This is a genomic window from Poriferisphaera sp. WC338 (genome assembly GCF_050931845.1).
In the GTDB taxonomy this organism is placed as follows: Bacteria; Planctomycetota; Phycisphaerae; order Phycisphaerales; family Phycisphaeraceae; genus Poriferisphaera.
Window position 1 is genome coordinate 2786159 of record NZ_CP194516.1, and the last position, 20318, is coordinate 2806476.

Below are 20318 nucleotides of genomic sequence, written 5' to 3' on the forward strand. Positions count from 1 at the left end.
TCTCCATACATTAGACAAGCGGCTTAGCGGGATGCATGAGTGATTCCCAATCAATACTATCGCATGCGCGAAGCACATCAGGATGAATCTCTTTTTTGTGCGGGATAACTGAATCGGTTGGCACATTGGGAAGAACTGCAAGAACGGGGACGCCGGTCATACGCTCAAGCCAAATTTTATTGGTGTGGATGGAGGGATCGTCGGCGAGGGTTACAAGTTGCGGCTGATGATGATTCATGACAATGCCGGCAATGGACAGACCCCGCTGTTGAAGGAGCTTCACCGTCATGGTGGTATGGTTAAGTGTGCCGAGCGTTGCACGAGCAATGATGAGGACGGGATAGCCGATGTGCATGGCCAGATCGAGGATCGTGAAGCTGGGATGGTCAGGATCGAGCGGAACAAGCAGCCCCCCTGCTCCCTCGACGATCATGGTGTCAGCTTGCTGATCGAGCTCGTGAATAGCATTGGTAAGGTTCGGCCAGTCAATAGATTGATTCTCTTGCTCCGCCGCAACGCCGGGTGCGAGCGGCGGCTGAAAGCGGATCGGATTGATCAGGTCCAGCGGTGTTCCCCGATCAGAGAATTGTTGTAGGGCCAGCGCATCAAGATTGGTGAGATGGCCATTGATCATTTGGCATTCAGATGCAAAAGGCTTAAAAGCACGATGCCGACTGTGCGGCGCTTTATTTTTTAAAGCATTGATAATGCAGCAACTTGCAACCGTCTTGCCTACGCCGGTATCAGTGGCAGTAACAAAAAGGCCAGGCGAATTGAGATGAATGCGAGGGATTGGTGGCATGGCAGAATGATATCAGGTTCATAGCGATTGCCTCAAGATGTGGAGATTTACCCTGATATGGGAGGATGCGACTTGAAATGACACTCAATCTCATTATCATGCCCTTCATATTGACACTGAATGTCAATATCACCGCCTGTGTTTTATACCACATCAGTTCCACTGCGAATGGCCGCAACAGAACGATTGGGCAAAATGAAATTGATCGGTGTGGGCCGGTGTTGGGTCCCACATCATTTGCAACATAAGGAAACTTTTCATGAACCGCCTGGGTTTACATCGTCAAGCCAATCGTGGCTTCACACTGATCGAACTGCTTGTTGTTATCAGCATCATCGCACTGCTGATTGGCATTCTTTTGCCTGCATTAGGTGCTGCCCGAAGAACCGCACGTGCTGCAGCTAGCCTGAGCAATATCCGGCAAATCGGAATCGCACTGAGCGTCTACAACTCAGAAAACAAAGATTATTACCCCATCCATTCATCTGCACTTCCGAGCGCCAACCGTATCGACGGTGTCAAGCCACGTTGGGCAGATTATCTTTACGATTTCATGCCGAGTGAAGATGTTTTCCTAAGCCCAAACTTGGATGAGCGTGAACTCGATAGTGGTTTTTTGAAAACCTATTGGCATACGGTTTCAACCACCAAAGCTTACATGGCTGCTAGAGACAATGCTGGCGGAACCGCCCGTACACCATTGCCACCAGCGAGTGAGCGAGCTGGTCACGGTGGCTACGGCTACAACTTCCAATACTTCGGCAATGCACGTGGCTACATCAACGCGAGCGGTGTACATATTGGAAATACTTCTACAACCCCCAATAACACATATCACGCACGTCTGGGTGTAGATATCAAAGCCGGTTCGAGAACAGTTGTGGTTGGTGATACTGCAGGCTCACGTGATAGCAACGCAAGCAATGATCCAGGTCAAGACGGCTCCGCAGTATACGCACTGGACCCACCATTGGGCAGCCTGAATTTTGGCTCACGCGGCAACGGGAAATCGAGCGGTGACCCCTACTATGAAGGTGGCCCCGCAGAAAACACCGGCACATACGATGAAAATTTTGAATATCTTGTCCGCTCTGCCCCGGCAGAACGTAACAACGGCGCAGCAAACTTTACTTTTGCTGATGGCCATGGCGAAGCGATGTCACGTAAGGATGTGGACGACTCAGACGGTGACGGCATCGCAGATAACGGCTACTGGAACGGCCTAGGCGACGCAACCAAACGATAATCACACTCAATCTTAAATGCTTATAACCCGAGGCCGGGGCGACTTGTTCGTCTCGGCTTCTGTTCTTTTCTGATGATGTAAACGTTCGCTAGAAATTCGCCGCAACAGATTTGAGGTGTTGTAGTTTCTGTTGATTACGGTGATTGGACCAAATTGAATTGAGCAGATTCAAAATAACATCAAGCACATCTTCAAAACGCGAGCCACGTGCCTGATCCAGAAGTGACGATGCCTGCTGCATCACCTCCCAAAGATCCGCCGTATCAACAGTACCGTTGAGGTGCTGGTCACGAAGACGGGCCAACTCGTTCTGCAGCTTCTGAATATCCTGGTTCTCGATCATGTTGTCCTCTTGAATCATAGGCAACCGGCAGTAACCGGGTACACCCATCTTTATTGGACCATGCTACGAGATCAATCGCAATAACTTCCATATCCTGTGACACAGATAAGGTCCGGCTGTAACGGTTATAGCGATTATGATGTTGAACGAATCTAGGCAAGTTTTGCGTATGATAAGCATGCGCGAAAAGTGATTCACGCCTTAATCACTCATGTCAGCTGGATTATGGGTCATCATACGTCGGGATTCATGTTACACACATAACTCGCCGACAAGGATTGTAGAGTGCTGCGTCTTTTGTTCTTGTCAATCGCAGCTATTGAATAACATTCTCGTGGAGCAAGCACGTGGTTACACAAAAAGAAGTTGATACGTTGTTAGCCGAACTTGAACACGCACGGCGTGTTTTAAAGCAGAGTCGCCATGCGGTCTATCCGCAGCTGTCCTCACTGATTGAACGTGCATCGACATTGCACCGTGAATCAATTGGTGGCATTTATGAGCCCGCACTCAATAGTGTTCACCTACTGTTGATCTCGCTGAAAAATGGAATGGATTCCCAAGCGTCATTGAATAAAGCTGCATAAATACAATATGCTGGCTTCGTTTCAACTGACCAGAATGGCTGGAGGGTAAAAGGCTCACACCGCTGAGCTTTTTTAATACACGCATGTTCATCGCCCACAAAACAACATCGATTGATAACAAGCGACAAATCAAGCAAAGGCTTCTTGTGTGATGGATGTGATGCACGAAGCAAAATCCGGACGATACAAGATAATCTGTATCGGTGTCAGCACTGGCGGTCCAATGCTGTTGCGCAACATCTTTGAAACAATCCCTCCTGATATTCGTGTCCCGATTCTCATTGCTCAACACATCCCAAAGAATTTCACCAAAACGCTTGTTGCAACAATGGATCGATCTGTGCCGCTATCCGTCATTGCAGCAGAAGATGGCATGCCCGTGTACCCCGGAACCATCTATATTGGGCAAGGCAAGCAGCACATGCGCGTGGTGCCGACGACAGGGCTTTGGCAGGCAAAAATTGAAATCAGTGACAAGCCGGAAGGATTGTTTTACTTTCCCTCAGCAGATGAATTACTTACCTCGTGTGCAGCAGTTTATGGCAAACAAACACTGGGCATTGTGCTGACAGGCATTGGGCGAGATGGTGTGCAAGGTGCCGAAGCTGTCGTCAACGCTGGCGGCACAATTGTCACGCAAGACAAAGAATCATGTACGGTTTACGGCATGCCACGAAGCTGCGTTGAAGCGGGTTTCTCGCACGTACAATATACCCCCTCACAAATCACATCGCTTATCCACCAATTCTGCCCAAACATGATATCTCAACAGGCTAGTTAATCACTCATAATGTTCCACTACAATTCATGTAGATCGTAGTTCTATGGGCTGTTGCAGCAAGGATGATTAGCGGTTGTAAAACGATCATATTGCTATCTAGGTTAGCTCATTGTGATGTATGACTATTGCATAACGATTTGCTTTTTACGCGTCCCTGACCATAGATTGCAATAGGATGCTTTTAACAGCATTTTTCGCTTTGGCACGCCATATGCATTAAGTGTATTACTCAACCCACCCCCGGAAGCGCGGCGAGTTTGCAATCTGCAGCTCGCCGTGTTTTTCATTTGAATCTCCTCTAATGACAAAAATTCGATCGGATCCCAACCACGCTTGAATCTCACATGTTCATCGAAAAAACATTGCTCACCGAACGTGGTCGTGGTACATTGCCTGCATGAAACACCCATTGTTTAACCGTTTTACCTGCATGTTTTTTAAGATTTCTATCTTCTGTGGACTTTTGCTCACTCCCATCATTACCACAAATGCCCAAACAACAGAAACCGATCAGGTAACGATTTCCTTTGTTGTCAAAACACCAACTTCCACACCAGAGAAGGCGGAGCTATACCTCAGCGGCAACACCGCATCGCTCGGCGAATGGGACGGCAAAGGACTAAAACTTACCCGACAAGAGAATGGTGTGTATGTCGGCCAAGCAACATTGATTAAAGGACAACAAATTGCATACAAGGTCACACGTGGCGGTTGGGATAAGGTTGAGAAGGATGCTGCCGGCCAAGAGATTTCCAATCGCACCATCGATGCTGCATCAGACCTTACCGCCCAGATCACCGTTCTTGCGTGGGCAGATCAATTCGAACAAGAAAGAGCAGTAATGACGAGCACCATCACCGGACATGTTCAAATCTTTGAGAACATCAAATCAAAATATCTTGAATTGCCACGTACAGTTCGCATCTACTTGCCGCCAGGTTATGGAGATGCATCTAATGCATCGCAACATTACCCCGTACTATACATGCATGATGGACAGAATCTTTTTGACGTCAAAACCAGCGCGTTTGGTGTGGAATGGCAAGTTGATGAAAATGCTGAGCGACTCATCAACGAAGGGAAGATCGAACCCCTCATTGTCGTCGGGATTGACAATACAGCTCATCGCACATTGGAATACACACCAACACATGATGCCAAACGAAATGGTGGCGGCGGTGGCGCGGATTATGCAAAATTCTTGATTGAAGAACTCAAGCCGTGGATCGATGAAAAATATCGCACAAGGCCAGAAGCAAAATATACAGGAACGGCAGGATCATCTTTGGGTGGATTGATCTCGTTGTATCTAGGCTCTGAAAATCAAGGGGTTTTCACACGTATCGGCTCAGTTTCTCCAGCACTTGGATGGGATAAAGAATGGATCGTCAGGGATTGGTCTGACAACCGTGATGCATATGCACCTTGGTGGCAAACCTCGCGCGTTTGGGTCGACATGGGTACGTTGGAAAGCTCAATCGGCGGTGGTGGTGTCTGTACTGTAGAACTAGCAGAGGAAATCACTAACATCATGCAAGAAACAGGCATGCAACAAGATCAACAGTATAAACTTTTCGTTGTAGAAAATGGCCAACACAACGAAGCCGCATGGGCAAACCGTATTGCGGATATCCTCATGTATCTTTATCCGAAGGAAATCGAATCTAAGTAACTGTTAGTTAGATTGAAAAAACCTAGGATTTTTGTAATTCGATTATGAGACGGCTAATAGCTAGATCAATTTTTTCACTGTCTTCATAAATCCCAAGTGATATCTCTCGACGAACCCTACGCACTAACGCTGTCCGCACTCGACGTGGCGGCGTTCTTTTCTGATCGCTTGGTATCAATCCATTCCTGGCCCGCTTATAGACCGGCATAGATTGATAAGGTGTGATGTGCTTGTCCTGTTGCACGGTTGCAGCATATTCATCCTGATGCGCTGTCACTGTAAATCCCCTGATGAGATGGTGGAAAAGGTCATATGAATCAGTCCGTACGAAACAATGGTGCGCAGCCTGCAGTCAACAGCATCTGCGAGTAGCTGCCAAAAGCCAATCATCATGGCATGCTCATAGCGCACACCATCACAATCTTCATGTTTGAGGTTAGATAGGTTGACCCCCAACGCGGCTAACTTGGCCGACTTGAAAACATGGGGTGGAATGTAAATCAACATCCTGGTCGATCCACAACCAAGACAATTCTATACCTTTCATATTCCCACACAACACTTAAATACACTTGTATACATTCGGATTCGCCGCAATGCTGTCGTTGCTTAGGAAACAACTGTCTAGTTCATAAACATATGACTTACCAGCGATTACGCGGACAGGATTCACGAAATAGAGATGTTTTGGCTTTAATCCAGCAGCCACAAAGGCGGCATTTACAGATATCCCCGCTATTGGGACAGGGTACTGCCTCGGGGCATCGGCGACAGATGGCCAACCGTTGCTTCTTTGCACCGACAGACGCGTGACCAATCCCGAGAGCAGCCTTGGCAACGCCGAGCGAACCATGCATAAGACTTGAACATGTAGTGCATCGTGACATTGGCGAACCTTCCGCGCAGGATTCGTGACTGCAAGAGATATCGGAACAATGCTATAGCCACTTGGAATATCGTCAGCTAATCATTCAAGTTCGAGGCCAAAGGCGGCCGTATAATCGGTATAGGTTCACAGATAAACGGTATGCGGTCCGTTTATTACCACACGCCAACTTTTTGGTTGTCTATTCAGATGTACAACCAACAATCACACCCTCATCAAAGAATTGATGTGATGATTGTGACCTAACCATTGAATAGACTTCACCATTAGGGATACACAAATGCTTAATCTAAAATCTAAATACTGTGGTTGGAAACTGATGATTGTGATCATGCTTGGCTTCTCAACATTCAATCTTCCAGTGATGGCTCAGCTTGGCACACCACTTGAAAATCATCGTGAATTAAATGCGAACACAACAGGTGAAGGCAGTGCATACGAACAGAAACAAGTTAAGCTCAAATCACTCAGCATGCTGAATGAACTCATGCATGAAGAATCACGGCGTACAACCACACGTATCCGCCAAATCCGTCAGTATATGCAGGAAAAAAATCTGCTTACAGATTACGAAACCGCAGCCAGCCGCATGACTTTACCTGGCAGTAAGCGAGAATTGACCTATGACGATGCATCACTTGCAACTTTGAACGTGCTGCGTAGCAATCCCGAATCGGTGGCAAACGCGATTGAGTTAACAGCCAATCTGACTAACGCGCAGCTCGCCACGGATATCAGAGCTTATGATGCAGTCAATCCACCACTGTGGCGGCAAATGCGACGCGAGCAGAAAGAAGTTGCACGTATGCAGCAATTTCTCGAAGAGAAAAAAGATTGGGATGACTACATTTCATGGGCAAAAAGAGAATTCGCGTCAGCACCCAATCGCGATCATTCGCAGGTCACGGACATTGAACCAAATCAACTCGGTGAAATGGAACGTGAAGAAATGCTGGTCAGCCTGTCACGTGATCGACATATTGAACAAGAACGTCAAGCTCGCTTAGAAGCATTGCGACAGCAGCTTGGAAAAGTACAGCAGCGCAAAAGCGAAGTCGTTGGTCAATCAAACACGCCAAAAGATGATATTGATCATCGCCAGCAGAGTATGAGTATGTATTGGGATGATCAGTTTGAAGATATACCCAATAGTACAGGCAGACCGATGCCATATATGCCGATGAATCAGCGGATGCATCAGGGAATGGCGCAAGGGATGCAAAGCATGAATGCCGGGGCGATGCCTATGAGCGAACGAGAGGCTGAAATGAATGCTGCGGCAGAACCAAGCGCAACGCAACCTGCGACTCAAGAATCGAATGTTCAGAATAAGATACCAATTGAATTGCAAGAGCGGATACAGCAATCAGACACAGACAACATGCCGCAAGATCAACCGTGATTGATTACGCAGCTTGCTTATTCATGAACTCACGGATTTGATGGCGAAGCAGGATCGGCTTGATCGCCTGTAGGTCGGCTCGTCTCACCATGTGATAGGTTTTACCGTCGGGAATACGGAAAGTGTGAAGGGGAAGATAGCCGCGATGAATGAGAATACGTACCTGCCGAGGACTGCGATCCAGAATCTCAGGCACATGCGCCAACGGCACAGAAGGACCAACCTTGCCTAACCATGATTTGATGGTCATGCGTTTGATATTGGCTCTACCCTGTTTGGGAGTTGTGGTGGCGGCCATATGATTTCTCCTACAAATCACTGTCTTCTGTAGCGCACGATAGATGCGAATATGTATTCTTTTTCGGTGCTATCAGATCAAAGTGCATAGCTTCAAGTACAAGAACTGTTATCGGAAGCTGCGGCGTCATTGAAAACGCGGATCTTTGATCGCATCATCAAGCGCATCGTAAAGTTGAAAGCGGTGGTGCAAACCTGAAACCGCAATGAGATCCGCAATGGCTGGGTCAGCACCAATAATAGCAAGCTGACCGCCCGTGTTTCCTGCCATCCTAAGAAATAGCGATAGCATACCCAAGCCAGTTGAATCAATGTAGGTGATGTTGTTCATATCGATCAGGATATGAGTACCGATGGCAGGTGAAAAGGTCTCAGAAATTGTTTTGGTCATATCGCCGGCGGATCGGCCGGTAATCTCAGTGATGTCGAATTGTATAAGGGTGATCTGTTCAGTGAGCTGTTTAAAGTGAATAGGCAAAGGCATGTCGTCGCTCCGAATTGTGTCGTGGCACATCGCATCTATCGGCCACGGTGTTCGATCATGAACAAGAACAGGATCAAGAAATTTTACGCCCAAGCCGATGTTATTGGTGGGTTCACAAGGTGAAGTTGCGGTAAGGATGTGGTTATGGGCATGGACAATGTTCGACGTAAAGGGACGGGGGGGACCGGAGGATTGGATATTTCTCCAAAAGATTTATTGGTTGATCTACAATCACGCTACGAGCAATTGCGCGATTGGCAATCACAAGCGGACCGCCAACTCAAACGATGTTACACAGAAATTGATAAGCGTGAGAAGACGATAAAGAAACGTGAAGATGAGCTTGCTAATGAGAAAGAGCAGATCAGCAAACTCCAAAAGAAAATCCAAAACTCACGTAAGCGCATGCGGGAAGAAGTTGAAGAAGTTCGTGATGAGAAATCAATGATTGCGGAAGAGAAACAATCGCTCCTACAGATACGAAAAGAACTGGAGCTTGACCGCCGTGAAATTCGGCAAGTACGAAAAGATCTCGATAAAGAATGGGCAAGTTTAAAAACAATCCGTAAAGCACAGGACGAAATGGCCATTGCACTTGAGCAAGACCGCATGCGCCTCGGTGAAGCACAAATCAAATCATCTTCTGCACGAAGCTATCACGATGATGAAGATGACGATCTCGGATCACTGCGTATGAGTGCCGCGTGATGACCATGCTTAAGCTTTATGGCCCGTAGTCATCTGGCGGTGGGGGCGTGCCATAATCTGAGGGTGATGGATTGGAATATTCAAGGCGTGTGTCACCTGATTCATCTTCAACGATCTGCGGCGTATCGGTGATGTAAAGTTCCTGCTGATTCAAACGCGCAGATTCTGAAGAAGCGTTTTGCTCGTCATCGTATGGATTGTGTTCATCGGTGGGTTGCAATGGACCTTGGCAACCAATCATCGCCACTAACACTCCCACAGCAACGCCGTATCGCAGAACAGATTTGGGATAAAAATTCATAATAAATAATAGGCGACTCAACCACAACGACACGGTGGTATTTCCCCGTGATTATGCGGCGGGCCTATCAAAAAAGCCCTGAAATCAGGGCTTTTATCATCAAGTTCGTTATCTGACATTCATGACGTAGTTACTCACGCGCCAAATCAATTTTAGCTTTTCGCCATGTTACGAAGCACAGTATGAAGAATACCGCCATTACGGTAATAGTCGACTTCCACCGGCGTATCGATGCGACAAGTTGTCGTGAACGCAACCTTGCTGCCATCGGCTTTGGTGGCAGTAACGTTGATATCCTGACGCGGCTGCACGTTATCATCGATCTCGATCTCAAATGTTTCAGTGCCGTCGAGACCTAGTGATTCATGAGATTGACCATCTTTGAAGCAGAGCGGCAGTACCCCCATACCAACAAGATTAGAACGGTGAATACGTTCGAAAGATTTCGCAATAACTGCTTTAACGTTGAGCAAGAACGTGCCCTTGGCAGCCCAGTCACGCGAAGAACCCATACCGTAATCAATGCCGGCAAGTACGACGAGCGGGACACCTGCGTCTTTGTAGTTTTGCACAGCATCGTAAATGAACGATGCTTCTTCAGGCTTATCAACAGCACTGTCGTACTTAGTGAAGTCAGTGGTGTAACCGCCCTCGGTGCCAGGAGCAAGCTGATTTTTGACACGGATGTTGGCAAAAGTGCCACGGGTCATGACACGGTCGTTGCCGCGGCGCGAGCCATAAGAGTTATACATGGATTTAGGTACGTTATTAGCATCAAGGTATTGTGCAGCAGGTGTGCCAGACTTAATCGCACCGGCAGGTGAAATGTGATCGGTCGTCACTGAGTCGGCGAGCTTCGCAAGCACGCGGGCACCTTTGATCGCCTCGATGGGCTTCACATCTGGGGTAAGGCCAACAAAGAATGGCGGCTCTTGCACATAGGTTGATTTCTCATCCCATGCATAAAGGTCACCGGTCGATGATGCGACGTCCTGCCATTCTTCAGAGCCTTTAAAAACGTCGGCATACTGCGTCTCAAACTGTTCGCGTGTCACACAGTTCGCAACGAGATCTTGCACTTCGCTGGTGGCCGGCCAGATATCTTTGAGGTAAATATTTTTGCCGTTGTGGTCCTGTGTGATTGGATCTTTTTGGAGATCAATGTCGACAGTGCCAGCGATTGCGTAGGCAACCACCAATGGCGGCGATGCGAGGTAGTTCGCTTTGATATCGGGAGAAATACGGCCTTCAAAGTTTCGGTTGCCTGAGAGCACCGAAGCGACGACAAGGTCATTGTCATTGATGGCTTTGCTGATGACTTCGGGAAGTGGCCCGGAGTTACCGATACAAGTTGTGCAGCCATAGCCGACTGTGTGGAAGCCAAGTGCTTCAAGGTCGGCAGTGAGGTTCGCTTTTTCGTAGTACTCGGTGACAACTTTGGAGCCGGGCGCAAGCGAAGTCTTAACCCAGGGCTTAGCTTTGAGGCCAAGAGCGTTTGCCTTGCGCGCCACGAGTCCCGCAGCAAGCATCACTTCCGGGTTGGACGTGTTGGTACAGGAGGTGATCGCCGCAATGGTGACCGCCCCATGTTTAAGCTTGAAAGACTGATCGTTGAAAGTGACATCTACGCCGCCGGTATTGTTGCCAGCTTCCGCAACGGCCACGCCGCCTTCAGCTTCCATTTCTGCAGCAGTCCCGTTCTTGGCAGCAGAGGCTTTACCGAAGGTAACCGAGAGATCCTGTTGCCATTGTGATTGCATCGCGGAAAGTTCGATGCGGTCTTGTGGACGCTTTGGTCCAGCAAGCGCGGGCACCACAGTGGACATGTCTAGCTCAAGAACATCGGTGTAGGTGATATCATGAGCATCGTCACGCCAAAGGCCTTGCGTTTTACAGTATTGCTCAACGGTGGCGATGAGATTCTTATCGCGGCCGGAGAGTTCTAGGTATTCAGTTGTTTTTTCGTCGATGGGGAAGAAACCCATCGTTGCGCCGTATTCAGGCGCCATGTTGGCGATAGTCGCACGATTGGCGAGCGGCATGTCTGCAAGACCGGGTCCGAAGAACTCGACGAACTTGCCGACCACACCGTGTTCACGCAGCATTTCGGTAATGCGAAGAACGAGGTCTGTAGCAGTCATACCATCTTGAAGCTTGCCTGTCAGTTTGAAGCCGACAACCTCGGGGATGAGCATATAAATCGGTTGACCAAGCATGACGGCTTCTGCTTCAATACCACCAACACCCCAGCCAACAACGCCAAGGCCATTGATCATGGTCGTGTGTGAATCGGTGCCGACGAGTGAGTCGGGGTAGAGCGTACCTTCGGAATCCCAAACGCCCTTAGCGAGGTATTCGAGATTGACCTGATGGATGATGCCAGTGGCTGGCGGAACCACACGGAAGTTATTGAATGCTTGCTGCCCCCACTTCAAGAACTGATAGCGTTCATTGTTGCGTTCGAATTCTTTTTCCGAGTTGATCGTCAACGCAACTTCAGAGGCAAAAGCGTCAACCTGCACAGAGTGATCGATGACCAGATCGCAAGGAACAAGCGGATTGACTTTAGTTGCGTCAGCTTCGTTGCCGGTCATACGGACGATGGCAGCACGCATCGCGGCGAGGTCAACAACGGCTGGTACGCCAGTGAAGTCCTGCAAGACAACGCGGCCGGGCTTGAACGGAATTTCGGTTTCACCAACCTGCTTAGCGTTGTAACTGGCAAGCGCTTTGATGTGATCTTCAGTGATTACGTAATTGTCGAAATTTCGCAGGCACGCTTCGAGCAGCACCTTGATAGAGTATGGGAGTTTGTCGATTTCACCGATGCCGCGGAGGGCATCGAGCTTGTAGATCTGACGATCGCCAAGGGGAGTGTTGATGGTTTGTGCCGCGTTGTAAGGGTCTTGCTGTGGCATGGTTATTTGCCTCAATCCATTGTAAATATGGTAGTTATGATCGCTCGCCGATGCCGAATCTGCGTCGAAAAACGGAGTTTGGTTCTCAGGGTTGGCCTGATTTTCGCGTGTCCTCGAACTATTTATCCTAGCACGCAGCGAGAAAGTCGGCAAAATTTAGCACACGCGAATCGACCTCAACCAGATTGGTGAAGGTTCATTTTTCTTTGAATTGGGTATGGGAGAGATCGTTTTTCTAATCGTCAATTAGACGGCTTGAAATAGAGGTTACATTCCTTGCCGCCTGTCACATCCCGCAAGCGTTCGGCGTTGACCTTTTCCATACGCCGACCAATCCGATAGACAGTGTAGTTGGGGTTGAACTCAAGCACTTTGTTCACAAACTGTTCAGGTGTCGCACCGTGCGAAGCATGCATGGTGTAGTTGCATTCGGTAATGATGTGTGGCGGATGGGGATTGTCTTTCAATAAACCTTCCATACCTAGGATGGCGGTATATTCCGCACCTTCAATGTCTAACTTTACAAGCTTTGGCGATGTACCTTGCAACACTTGATCCATCCGCTTCATTGGCACTTTTGTAGAAGAAACAACCTCCACACCTTCACGGCCATAGATCGAACTGCAACCATGGTTAACACCTTCACCCTCAAAAAAAGCTATCTCCACTTCACCCACTTCTTCGCCAAGCGCCAAATTATGTATGGAGACATAATCATGGTAACTATTTCTTTCGAGATGTTCTGCCAATCGCGCACGACTATCTGGCTGTGGTTCAAAAGCATCAACTCGTCCCTGCTCACCAACTATCTGAGCCGCCATCATTGTGAAGTAACCAATATTTGCACCGCCATCAACAAAGTGATCGCCATGCTTTAATAATCGCTTGATCAATCGTGCGGTAGTTAATTCATACAGTCCATATGCCATACTCCAATCCGGATAAACCGAAAGATCCAACGTCATCCGTCGGTCGTCCCCAACCATGAATTCCCTACACCACGAATCACGAGGCATAAATCGACGCACAAGCGATACCAAACGAAACGCTCCTTTCTCCGACAGCGCTACCCGACTATAACCTCGTAGCAAAATGCCTGTAATCACGTTGTATATACCTGCCATTCTATGCTCCCATGCATCATCGCTGAATAGATGCTGCAATTGTACCGTGTCTTATGCAAACGAACGACAGTGCTTTTCAATTTATCAATGCTGCACATACAATCTCATGCATGTCATTTGAAGCAGTCGAAAATCCGCCTCGCCCCATCATCATTCTCGGCCCAACCGCTGGTGGCAAGAGTGAACTCGCGGTCAAACTCTGCGAATCTCTACCCGAGCACGGCGAAGTCATCTCAGCAGATTCCATGCAAATCTACAAGCACATGGATGCCGGGACAGCTAAACCTTCGCATCAACAACGTGCCCGCGCCCCGCATCAGATGATTGATGTTGCCGAGCCGACCGAACGCTTCACCGTATCAGATTGGCTCGCGCAAACAGAATATCATCTCAAAAGATTGGCTTCCGAAAACAAACGCGCGATCATTGTCGGCGGAACCAATCTTTATCTCAACGCACTGTTGCAGGGCATGTTCGACGGACCCGGCGAAGATATTGATTATCGCCAATCACTCAAAGATATTCATGAATATGAATTACACCAACTACTTAAACAAGTTGATCCTGAAGCAAGCACTCGCATTTTTCCAAATGACCGCAAGCGGATTGTCCGCGCTTTAGAGGTTTTTCATCTCACCCGCAAACCGATCAGCGAATGGCAAAAGCAGTGGGATGCTGAAAAGCAAAAACCGTACCGCTACAACCCTGTTTTGATCGGGCTTGACTGGCCAGTTGAACCGATCAACGCACGCATCAACCTGCGGGTTAAAGCGATGTTCTATCCTGAGAAAGTCGAGAGTGAGCTGGCACGTGAAGTTTGCCTGAATGGTGAGAACCTAGTCGATGAAACCCGTCGCCTTGAACAAACTAATCAACTCGGTAAGCAAGCTCGCGAAGCGCTCGGCTACAAACAAGTCCTCGACCACCTTGCGGGGCATCTCACCCTGAGCGAATCATTCGAGCGCACCAAGATTCTCACCCGCCGCTTTGCCAAGCAACAGCGAACGTGGCTGCGTCGCTATCGTGATGTGTATTGGGTGCCCGCCAATGACAAGACAGATGAAGAACGTTTACACAATGCGCTTGCCATATTGAATACTCAGTAATTGCACATTTTAACTATGTCATTGTAGCCATCGTTTATACAATCATGCCCATATCATAGATTGCGATATAACCTGTACTATAAGAAAGGCATGACGATGAGGCATATTGGTTTAATTTTGGCAACCATCTCGATTTCCGCCTTAGCTGGGTGCGAATCAAAACCGGAGCCAGTAAGTGCAGGTTTTATGGACAAAATCTTAGAGGATGCGATTGACAAGGCAACACGATCGCCAGAGCTCGGCGATCTCGGACAACAAGTCGGCTATCTCCGAAGTATGAACCTAGGCGGCCATAACTGGGAAGAATACCACTCCCTACGCGGACAGATCCTCTTCATGAGCGGCCAGCGATTCCAGCTCGTCGTTAGCTACGATAAAGATCGAAACTATGAAGGTACCCCTGAGCATAGCTACAAAGTGGATGGACACTGGGAAGCCAACGGACCAAATAACTACATCCTCGCCGGCGAAAAAACGCAAAATAAAACTATCACTGATTTCACCGCTCACGCTCTTCGGCAACTGCGTGGACCTGAAATACACCTCTGGCTTACCGTCCCAGACGATCAAGCACATGTGATGACTTTTGAGTTCTAGTCCCACGCACCTTCACCAATCCCATGCCCTGTTCAGACGCGGCTAACTCTGCCTCCCACGGTATTTAACGCACTATTCACCACCACTTACCAAAACCCAATCATAACCCTAACGGAACTTGCTCGCTTAGGGCAAATCCTATCTCTCGCGCAATGGGCTGTAATTACAGGACTTAGAGGGGCGACTTGACAACACCCCTCAAGGACCATGAAGATATCGCCCGATCCACCTGTCATAGGATACACTCAGCCCCCACATCAGTCGGCAATCTATATTACTTGTCGCCTGATCAAGCTGAGCCACTGATAGGCATAAAACCGCAACCCACGGGCCACCACCCGATGATCTTGGAAACTCATGGCAAAGAAAAAGGCAACAAAGAAGAAAGCGACCAAAAAGAAGGCCACAAAGAAAAAGGCCTCCAAGAAAAAGTCGTTCAGCCGACGCAGTTACCCCGCGCCCGATGCCACTGGCAAGCACTTGGTCATCGTCGAATCCCCCACCAAAGCCAAAACCATCAACAAATATCTCGGCGAAGACTACGTCGTCATGGCTTCCGTCGGCCACGTTCGAGACCTGCCCTCACGTAATCCCAAGGGAATCAAAAATCCTGTTCCCGGCGTCGACCTCGAAAACAACTTCGAACCTTCTTACGACATCCTCCCTGACAAAAAAGACACCGTGAAGGCTTTGAAGAAAGCCGCCAAGCAGGCAGACGATGTCTGGTTCGCGACCGACCTTGACCGCGAGGGAGAAGCAATCGCATGGCATCTCGCCCATGCACTCGACGTCAGCGCAGATACTGCCAAACGTGTGGTCTTTAACGCCATCACCAAATCAGAAATCGATCACGCCTTTAGCGTCCCCCGCCCCATCGAAGAAGATCGGGTCAACGCGCAACAAGCCCGCCGCATCCTCGACCGCATTGTCGGCTATCAGGTCTCACCGCTGCTATGGAAAAAAGTTGCCGGCGGCTTATCGGCTGGCCGCGTTCAATCCGTCGCCACACGACTGGTCGTCGAACGTGAACGTGAGATCGACGCTTTTATCCCCGATGAATACTGGAAAATCACCGGCCTGTTCTCCACCGACCTCGACGGCGCGGCCGCACTCGGCGACGCTTTCCGCAAATGGTACGGTGAAGGTAAACCCCGCAACGCAACCGAATCCACCAACGGCAACGGCGATGACACCGGCCACTGGGGACACGGCTACCGCACACAAAAAGAACAACTCGCCTGGCTTTCCAAACAACTCGCCATCAAGGCGGAAATGTTTGAACTTGCCGGCAAAGCCTTCAAACCCGACAACAAAGAACAAGCTCTCAAAGTGGCTGAATCTCTCGGCTTCAACCTCGATCACACCGAAGAGGAATTCGACGAGAAAGCCAAAGGCCCTGCGAAAAACCTCTGCCAGTATCTCGGTACCGTCAACGGCAACGCGCCTATCTACAAAATAGAGTCCATCACCACCAAGCGATCCAAGTCCCGCCCGCCTGCCCCGTTCATCACCTCGTCCATGCAACAACAAGCATCTACTCGCATCGGCTTCACCCTCAAACGCACCATGCGCGTCGCACAGCAACTCTATGAAGGTATCGACCTCAAAGGTGCCCGCGGACAGACTGGCCTGATCACCTACATGCGTACCGACTCCACGCATATCTCCGGCGAAGCACTCCACTCCGTCCGCGGCTTCATAGAACAACAATACGGCTCCGACTACCTCCCAGCAAAACCAAACTTCTTCTCATCCTCCAACAAAGATGCTCAAGAAGCTCACGAAGCCATCCGCCCCACCGACCCGACCATTACGCCGGAGTCAATCCGTTCGCGCCTTTCCGACGAGCAATACAAACTTTACGACCTCATCTGGCGGCGTTTTGTTGCTTGCCAGATGACACACGCACAATCCGACTCAACGACCATCGTTATCGCAGCCGACGCGCTCGGCGGTAAAGCGAAATTCAAAGCCACTGGCCGCCAAATCGTCTTCGACGGCTTCTACAAAGTCTCCGGCATCCCCGGCGACGACCTCATCTTCCCGCCACTTGAAGAAAATCAACAAGTTGGCCCCATGCACCTCGATCCCTCACAGCACTTCACCTCCCCACCAGCCCGCTACACCGAAGCCTCACTCCAGAAAAAACTCGAAGAGGAAGGCATTGGTCGCCCATCGACTTACGCAGCGATCATCGGCACCATCCAAGACCGCAAGTACGTCGAGACGCTAACCCCACGCGACAAACGACTCATGGCCACCGACCTCGGCATGGTCGTCACCGACATGCTCGCCGAAGCATTCCCCGTCATCATGGACGTGCCCTATACCCGGCAGATGGAGTCCGAACTCGACAAAATCGAATCCGATCATCACGATTGGAAACAGATGCTTGCCGACTTCTATGGCCCGTTTAAAACCAAACTCGAAACCGCACACGAAACACTCCAGCACGCAAAAGCCGTGCAGGAACCCGCGCCGTATAAATGCGAAAAATGCGGCGCGGATACCGTCTATCGCTTCGGCAAAAATGGCCGCTTCCTCTCCTGCTCGCAATACCCAGAGTGTAAATACGCCGCACCGGTTGACCGCGAAGGCAAGCCACAACAACCCGAACAAACCGACATCCTCTGCCCGATTGATGACCAACCGATGATCAAACGCAAAGGGCGGTTCGGCCCGTTTCTCGCTTCATCTAACTACCCCGAAGTGAAGTTCATCCTGAAGCTTGATCCCAAAACGCAATCGGTCGTGCTGCCGAAGGTGCCGCCGATGCTCACCGACTTCGAGTGCAACAAATGCGGCGAAAAACTCAATGTCCGCGACTCGAAACGCGGCTTCTGGCTTTCCTGCTCTGCCTTCCCGAAATGTCGTGGACGTGGCAAGCTCTCCGACCTCACCGATGAACAGATCAAGGACATGGAAACCAAATGGTTACAGCATGTCAAAGACAACCCGCAGCCGGATATCAAAACCGCTGATGGCCGTGTGCTGACCGATGATTCCTACATCCCCCGCATTGCCGGCGAAGATGCCCCCGCCGACACAGAATCTGCCGGTGCAGCGTAAAAACCAAAAGACACACCCCGTATCAAAACAAGACGATAACATATCGCCCTCTTACACCCATGCAATGTCATGGACATTACTGGCGATGACAAACCGTATCGTTATGATGAAGCAATGCTCGGTTTCTCACAACAATGTATACGCATTCAGCAATGGCTCAACAAGATCCTCCTGTCCACCGTAATCGCGGCTGGCTTCTGGGGTGCCTTTTCTGCATGGTCTATCAGCAGCACAGGCGCGATCTCCAGCACATCAACCCAACTCTCGCAGCTTGAGAACACAATTGAAAACTTAGAGCTAAACTTAGGGCCTGGCCAACTCATTGGCCTTTTTGAAACACCACATGCCATTAAATTAAATATCAACATTGAGACCAAACGCTATCTCAAGCTTATACTTTCACGTGCCCGCCTCATACCAAACCAAGCACAGAAAACCAACATCCTCCTCGCAAGCAATCTGAATGATGCCAGATCATTCGCCGCCTTACATGATATGAGCATCACCCCCACAGATAATGATCATATCTATCTACTGCAACGCAAGAGTGCTTCACCATGATCATCCTCATGTTAATTGCCAGCTTTTTACTTGGATTAGCTCTTCTCCAATCCCTCTCACCCATATTCCAGAATCATTCACGCACGCTCAACAAGCTCTTTAACATCATCGTAGCCCTTCCCTTCGGCTTAACGATCAGTAGCGTTCTGTATTTCTTTGCAACAATCGTAAATATACCTTTGTTCATCACGCTCATTATCGAAGCCACAATCATTACAGTGCTATATCTTGCTATAGGACAAAAGAAATATAAGCCATCCCCGCACACAGCAAACCAATCTTCCAAAACAAAAATCTATCTGAATATAACCCAAATTATCTTAATTTTGTTTGGCATCACGCTAGCTGTCACCGCCACCTGGCAATTCAGCCAACGCAATCCATACGGGAAATGGGATGCATGGGACATGTGGAACCACAAAGCACGTATCCTTTTTTACCAAGGCAACTCCCCCATCCAACGTATCGCCACAGAAACCAGCCACCCCGATTATCCTCTTTTTCAACCTATCATCATTGCCCAACTCTGGCTGTCTAACAATCAAATCAACACACTCACACCACAATTGCTCGGACCCACTTTCCTTGGCCTCACCGCCTTACTCATCGCTATATCCCTCGCATTACTGCGTACACCCTTCATCGCAACCGCTTCGACCCTTCTACTCTTTGCAAGCCCGCATTTTATCTCTCGTGCCGCAAGCCAATACGCCGACAACACCGTTGCCCTCTATATGTCATTTGCATTACTCGCGACGCTACTCAGCCTCAAGAACCCGCAGCTTCTCATACTCTCCGGACTCGCTACTGGCGGTGCAATGTGGACAAAAAACGAAGGCATACTCTTTGCTATCGGCTTGTCTCTCGCCATCGCTCTTATCACATTCTCACATAATCCATTTAAACAAGCTGTTAAAAATCTGGCTGCTTATTTCATTGGCCTCGCCCCCTTCCTCTTGTGCATCCTCATGCTTCGTTTTGGTTACAACACACAGAACGATCTCACTGCCAACCCCGACCTCAAACATGTCTTTGACATCTCACGTCATCAAGCAATCTGGAGAATCATTCCTACGGTTTTAAAACAAATCGCACCACTTTACATTTGGTACATCCTCGGCCTGCTCATCATCACCAACCTACTCCCATGGCGTAAACAGCAATGGGCCGAACGCACTATTTGCATCGTCCCATTAGTAATCATGTTGATTGGATTTTACGTCAGCTACCTGCTCACACCGCATGAGCTGAGTTGGCATCTCGCAAACTCGTCGGACAGACTACTCGTCCAGCTCTGGCCTATGATCATTATCGCTGTGGCAATATTCATACAGCTACCACTCCAGCCTCTTATAAACCCCCAACCCTAACAACTACAGCATCTCCACACATCAATTTTACGAGGACCTCGTCCATACTGACGAAACCCACGTA

Annotated in this window: 19 protein-coding genes; 11 read left to right on the forward strand and 8 right to left on the reverse strand. The window is 49.1% G+C overall.

Going from position 1 to position 20318, the window contains the following annotated elements; all coding sequences use genetic code 11:
- Positions 1–10: 10 nt before the first annotated feature.
- Positions 11–802 carry a dethiobiotin synthase gene (gene bioD / locus ACQ6WK_RS11385; protein ID WP_432797504.1) on the reverse strand — a complete coding sequence of 264 codons (792 nt, stop codon included), beginning with the start codon at positions 800–802 and terminating at the stop codon, positions 11–13.
- 259 nt (positions 803–1061) lie between these two features.
- On the opposite strand from bioD, the gene ACQ6WK_RS11390 reads away from it, so the two are divergent.
- Positions 1062–2048 carry a prepilin-type N-terminal cleavage/methylation domain-containing protein gene (locus ACQ6WK_RS11390; protein ID WP_432797505.1) on the forward strand — a complete coding sequence of 329 codons (987 nt, stop codon included), beginning with the start codon at positions 1062–1064 and terminating at the stop codon, positions 2046–2048.
- An 88-nt stretch (positions 2049–2136) separates the two neighbouring features.
- Here the strand turns inward: ACQ6WK_RS11390 and ACQ6WK_RS11395 are convergent, their stop codons facing one another.
- Positions 2137–2391, reverse strand: a complete 255-nt coding sequence (locus tag ACQ6WK_RS11395; RefSeq protein ID WP_432797506.1) for a hypothetical protein — start codon at positions 2389–2391, stop codon at positions 2137–2139.
- 347 nt (positions 2392–2738) lie between these two features.
- Here ACQ6WK_RS11395 and ACQ6WK_RS11400 point away from each other — a divergent pair, with 347 nt between their 5' ends.
- From ACQ6WK_RS11400 to ACQ6WK_RS11410, 3 genes are all read left to right on the forward strand, one after another.
- Positions 2739–2978, forward strand: coding sequence for a hypothetical protein (locus ACQ6WK_RS11400; protein WP_432797507.1), 240 nt, complete (start codon positions 2739–2741; stop codon positions 2976–2978).
- A gap of 160 nt (positions 2979–3138) precedes the next feature.
- A complete protein-coding gene (locus ACQ6WK_RS11405) occupies positions 3139–3759 on the forward strand; it encodes a CheB methylesterase domain-containing protein (RefSeq protein ID WP_432797508.1) in 621 nt (206 codons plus the stop codon).
- Positions 3760–4156: 397 nt separating this feature from the next.
- Complete coding sequence (locus ACQ6WK_RS11410) at positions 4157–5431, forward strand: alpha/beta hydrolase-fold protein (protein WP_432797509.1); 1275 nt, start codon at positions 4157–4159, stop codon at positions 5429–5431.
- Positions 5432–5704: 273 nt separating this feature from the next.
- Here ACQ6WK_RS11410 and ACQ6WK_RS11415 read toward each other — a convergent pair whose 3' ends face one another.
- Positions 5705–5938 carry a hypothetical protein gene (locus tag ACQ6WK_RS11415; protein WP_432797510.1) on the reverse strand — a complete coding sequence of 78 codons (234 nt, stop codon included), beginning with the start codon at positions 5936–5938 and terminating at the stop codon, positions 5705–5707.
- Between the two features lie 659 nt (positions 5939–6597).
- On the opposite strand from ACQ6WK_RS11415, the gene ACQ6WK_RS11420 reads away from it, so the two are divergent.
- Positions 6598–7719, forward strand: a complete 1122-nt coding sequence (locus ACQ6WK_RS11420; RefSeq protein WP_432797511.1) for a hypothetical protein — start codon at positions 6598–6600, stop codon at positions 7717–7719.
- Positions 7720–7723: 4 nt separating this feature from the next.
- Here ACQ6WK_RS11420 and ACQ6WK_RS11425 read toward each other — a convergent pair whose 3' ends face one another.
- Positions 7724–8017, reverse strand: coding sequence for a hypothetical protein (locus ACQ6WK_RS11425; RefSeq protein WP_432797512.1), 294 nt, complete (start codon positions 8015–8017; stop codon positions 7724–7726).
- A 126-nt stretch (positions 8018–8143) separates the two neighbouring features.
- Positions 8144–8500 carry an STAS domain-containing protein gene (locus ACQ6WK_RS11430; protein ID WP_432797513.1) on the reverse strand — a complete coding sequence of 119 codons (357 nt, stop codon included), beginning with the start codon at positions 8498–8500 and terminating at the stop codon, positions 8144–8146.
- Between the two features lie 144 nt (positions 8501–8644).
- Between ACQ6WK_RS11430 and ACQ6WK_RS11435 the strand changes: the two genes are divergently transcribed.
- Positions 8645–9208 carry a hypothetical protein gene (locus ACQ6WK_RS11435; RefSeq protein ID WP_432797514.1) on the forward strand — a complete coding sequence of 188 codons (564 nt, stop codon included), beginning with the start codon at positions 8645–8647 and terminating at the stop codon, positions 9206–9208.
- A 16-nt stretch (positions 9209–9224) separates the two neighbouring features.
- Here ACQ6WK_RS11435 and ACQ6WK_RS11440 read toward each other — a convergent pair whose 3' ends face one another.
- The 3 genes from ACQ6WK_RS11440 to ACQ6WK_RS11450 all read right to left on the reverse strand — a co-directional run bounded on the left by ACQ6WK_RS11440 (position 9225) and on the right by ACQ6WK_RS11450 (position 13551).
- Positions 9225–9509: a hypothetical protein gene (locus tag ACQ6WK_RS11440; protein WP_432797515.1), complete on the reverse strand. Its 285-nt coding sequence runs from the start codon at positions 9507–9509 to the stop codon at positions 9225–9227.
- A 152-nt stretch (positions 9510–9661) separates the two neighbouring features.
- On the reverse strand, positions 9662–12427 hold the full coding sequence (gene acnA, locus ACQ6WK_RS11445; RefSeq protein ID WP_432797516.1) for an aconitate hydratase AcnA: 2766 nt from the start codon (positions 12425–12427) through the stop codon (positions 9662–9664).
- 242 nt (positions 12428–12669) lie between these two features.
- Positions 12670–13551, reverse strand: a complete 882-nt coding sequence (locus ACQ6WK_RS11450; RefSeq protein ID WP_432797517.1) for an FkbM family methyltransferase — start codon at positions 13549–13551, stop codon at positions 12670–12672.
- A gap of 110 nt (positions 13552–13661) precedes the next feature.
- Here ACQ6WK_RS11450 and miaA point away from each other — a divergent pair, with 110 nt between their 5' ends.
- The 5 genes from miaA to ACQ6WK_RS11475 all read left to right on the forward strand — a co-directional run bounded on the left by miaA (position 13662) and on the right by ACQ6WK_RS11475 (position 20254).
- Positions 13662–14657 (forward strand): tRNA (adenosine(37)-N6)-dimethylallyltransferase MiaA, encoded by a 996-nt coding sequence (gene miaA / locus ACQ6WK_RS11455; protein ID WP_432797518.1) that lies wholly within the window; start codon positions 13662–13664, stop codon positions 14655–14657.
- Positions 14658–14747: 90 nt separating this feature from the next.
- Positions 14748–15254, forward strand: coding sequence for a hypothetical protein (locus ACQ6WK_RS11460; RefSeq protein WP_432797519.1), 507 nt, complete (start codon positions 14748–14750; stop codon positions 15252–15254).
- Between the two features lie 357 nt (positions 15255–15611).
- The gene (locus tag ACQ6WK_RS11465; RefSeq protein WP_432797520.1) at positions 15612–18323 is read left to right on the forward strand and encodes a DNA topoisomerase; all 2712 of its coding nucleotides are present in this window, start codon (positions 15612–15614) and stop codon (positions 18321–18323) included.
- A 69-nt stretch (positions 18324–18392) separates the two neighbouring features.
- Positions 18393–18884, forward strand: a complete 492-nt coding sequence (locus ACQ6WK_RS11470; protein WP_432797521.1) for a hypothetical protein — start codon at positions 18393–18395, stop codon at positions 18882–18884.
- 8 nt (positions 18885–18892) lie between these two features.
- The gene (locus tag ACQ6WK_RS11475; protein WP_432797522.1) at positions 18893–20254 is read left to right on the forward strand and encodes a hypothetical protein; all 1362 of its coding nucleotides are present in this window, start codon (positions 18893–18895) and stop codon (positions 20252–20254) included.
- The last annotated feature ends 64 nt before the right edge of the window (positions 20255–20318 follow it).

Excerpts from the sequence above, each read along its gene's own strand:
- ACQ6WK_RS11430 (WP_432797513.1), bottom strand. The coding sequence starts at position 8,500 with ATGCCTTTGCCTATTCACTTTAAACAGCTCACTGAACAGATCACCCTT.
- ACQ6WK_RS11440 (WP_432797515.1), bottom strand. The coding sequence starts at position 9,509 with ATGAATTTTTATCCCAAATCTGTTCTGCGATACGGCGTTGCTGTGGGA.
- acnA (WP_432797516.1), bottom strand. The coding sequence starts at position 12,427 with ATGCCACAGCAAGACCCTTACAACGCGGCACAAACCATCAACACTCCC.
- ACQ6WK_RS11435 (WP_432797514.1), top strand. The coding sequence starts at position 8,645 with ATGGGCATGGACAATGTTCGACGTAAAGGGACGGGGGGGACCGGAGGA.
- ACQ6WK_RS11470 (WP_432797521.1), top strand. The coding sequence starts at position 18,393 with ATGGACATTACTGGCGATGACAAACCGTATCGTTATGATGAAGCAATG.
- ACQ6WK_RS11405 (WP_432797508.1), top strand. The coding sequence starts at position 3,139 with ATGCACGAAGCAAAATCCGGACGATACAAGATAATCTGTATCGGTGTC.
- ACQ6WK_RS11425 (WP_432797512.1), bottom strand. The coding sequence starts at position 8,017 with ATGGCCGCCACCACAACTCCCAAACAGGGTAGAGCCAATATCAAACGC.
- bioD (WP_432797504.1), bottom strand. The coding sequence starts at position 802 with ATGCCACCAATCCCTCGCATTCATCTCAATTCGCCTGGCCTTTTTGTT.
- ACQ6WK_RS11395 (WP_432797506.1), bottom strand. The coding sequence starts at position 2,391 with ATGATCGAGAACCAGGATATTCAGAAGCTGCAGAACGAGTTGGCCCGT.
- ACQ6WK_RS11420 (WP_432797511.1), top strand. The coding sequence starts at position 6,598 with ATGCTTAATCTAAAATCTAAATACTGTGGTTGGAAACTGATGATTGTG.
- ACQ6WK_RS11415 (WP_432797510.1), bottom strand. The coding sequence starts at position 5,938 with ATGTTGATTTACATTCCACCCCATGTTTTCAAGTCGGCCAAGTTAGCC.
- ACQ6WK_RS11410 (WP_432797509.1), top strand. The coding sequence starts at position 4,157 with ATGAAACACCCATTGTTTAACCGTTTTACCTGCATGTTTTTTAAGATT.
- ACQ6WK_RS11465 (WP_432797520.1), top strand. The coding sequence starts at position 15,612 with ATGGCAAAGAAAAAGGCAACAAAGAAGAAAGCGACCAAAAAGAAGGCC.
- ACQ6WK_RS11450 (WP_432797517.1), bottom strand. The coding sequence starts at position 13,551 with ATGGCAGGTATATACAACGTGATTACAGGCATTTTGCTACGAGGTTAT.
- miaA (WP_432797518.1), top strand. The coding sequence starts at position 13,662 with ATGTCATTTGAAGCAGTCGAAAATCCGCCTCGCCCCATCATCATTCTC.
- ACQ6WK_RS11475 (WP_432797522.1), top strand. The coding sequence starts at position 18,893 with ATGTTAATTGCCAGCTTTTTACTTGGATTAGCTCTTCTCCAATCCCTC.
- ACQ6WK_RS11390 (WP_432797505.1), top strand. The coding sequence starts at position 1,062 with ATGAACCGCCTGGGTTTACATCGTCAAGCCAATCGTGGCTTCACACTG.
- ACQ6WK_RS11460 (WP_432797519.1), top strand. The coding sequence starts at position 14,748 with ATGACGATGAGGCATATTGGTTTAATTTTGGCAACCATCTCGATTTCC.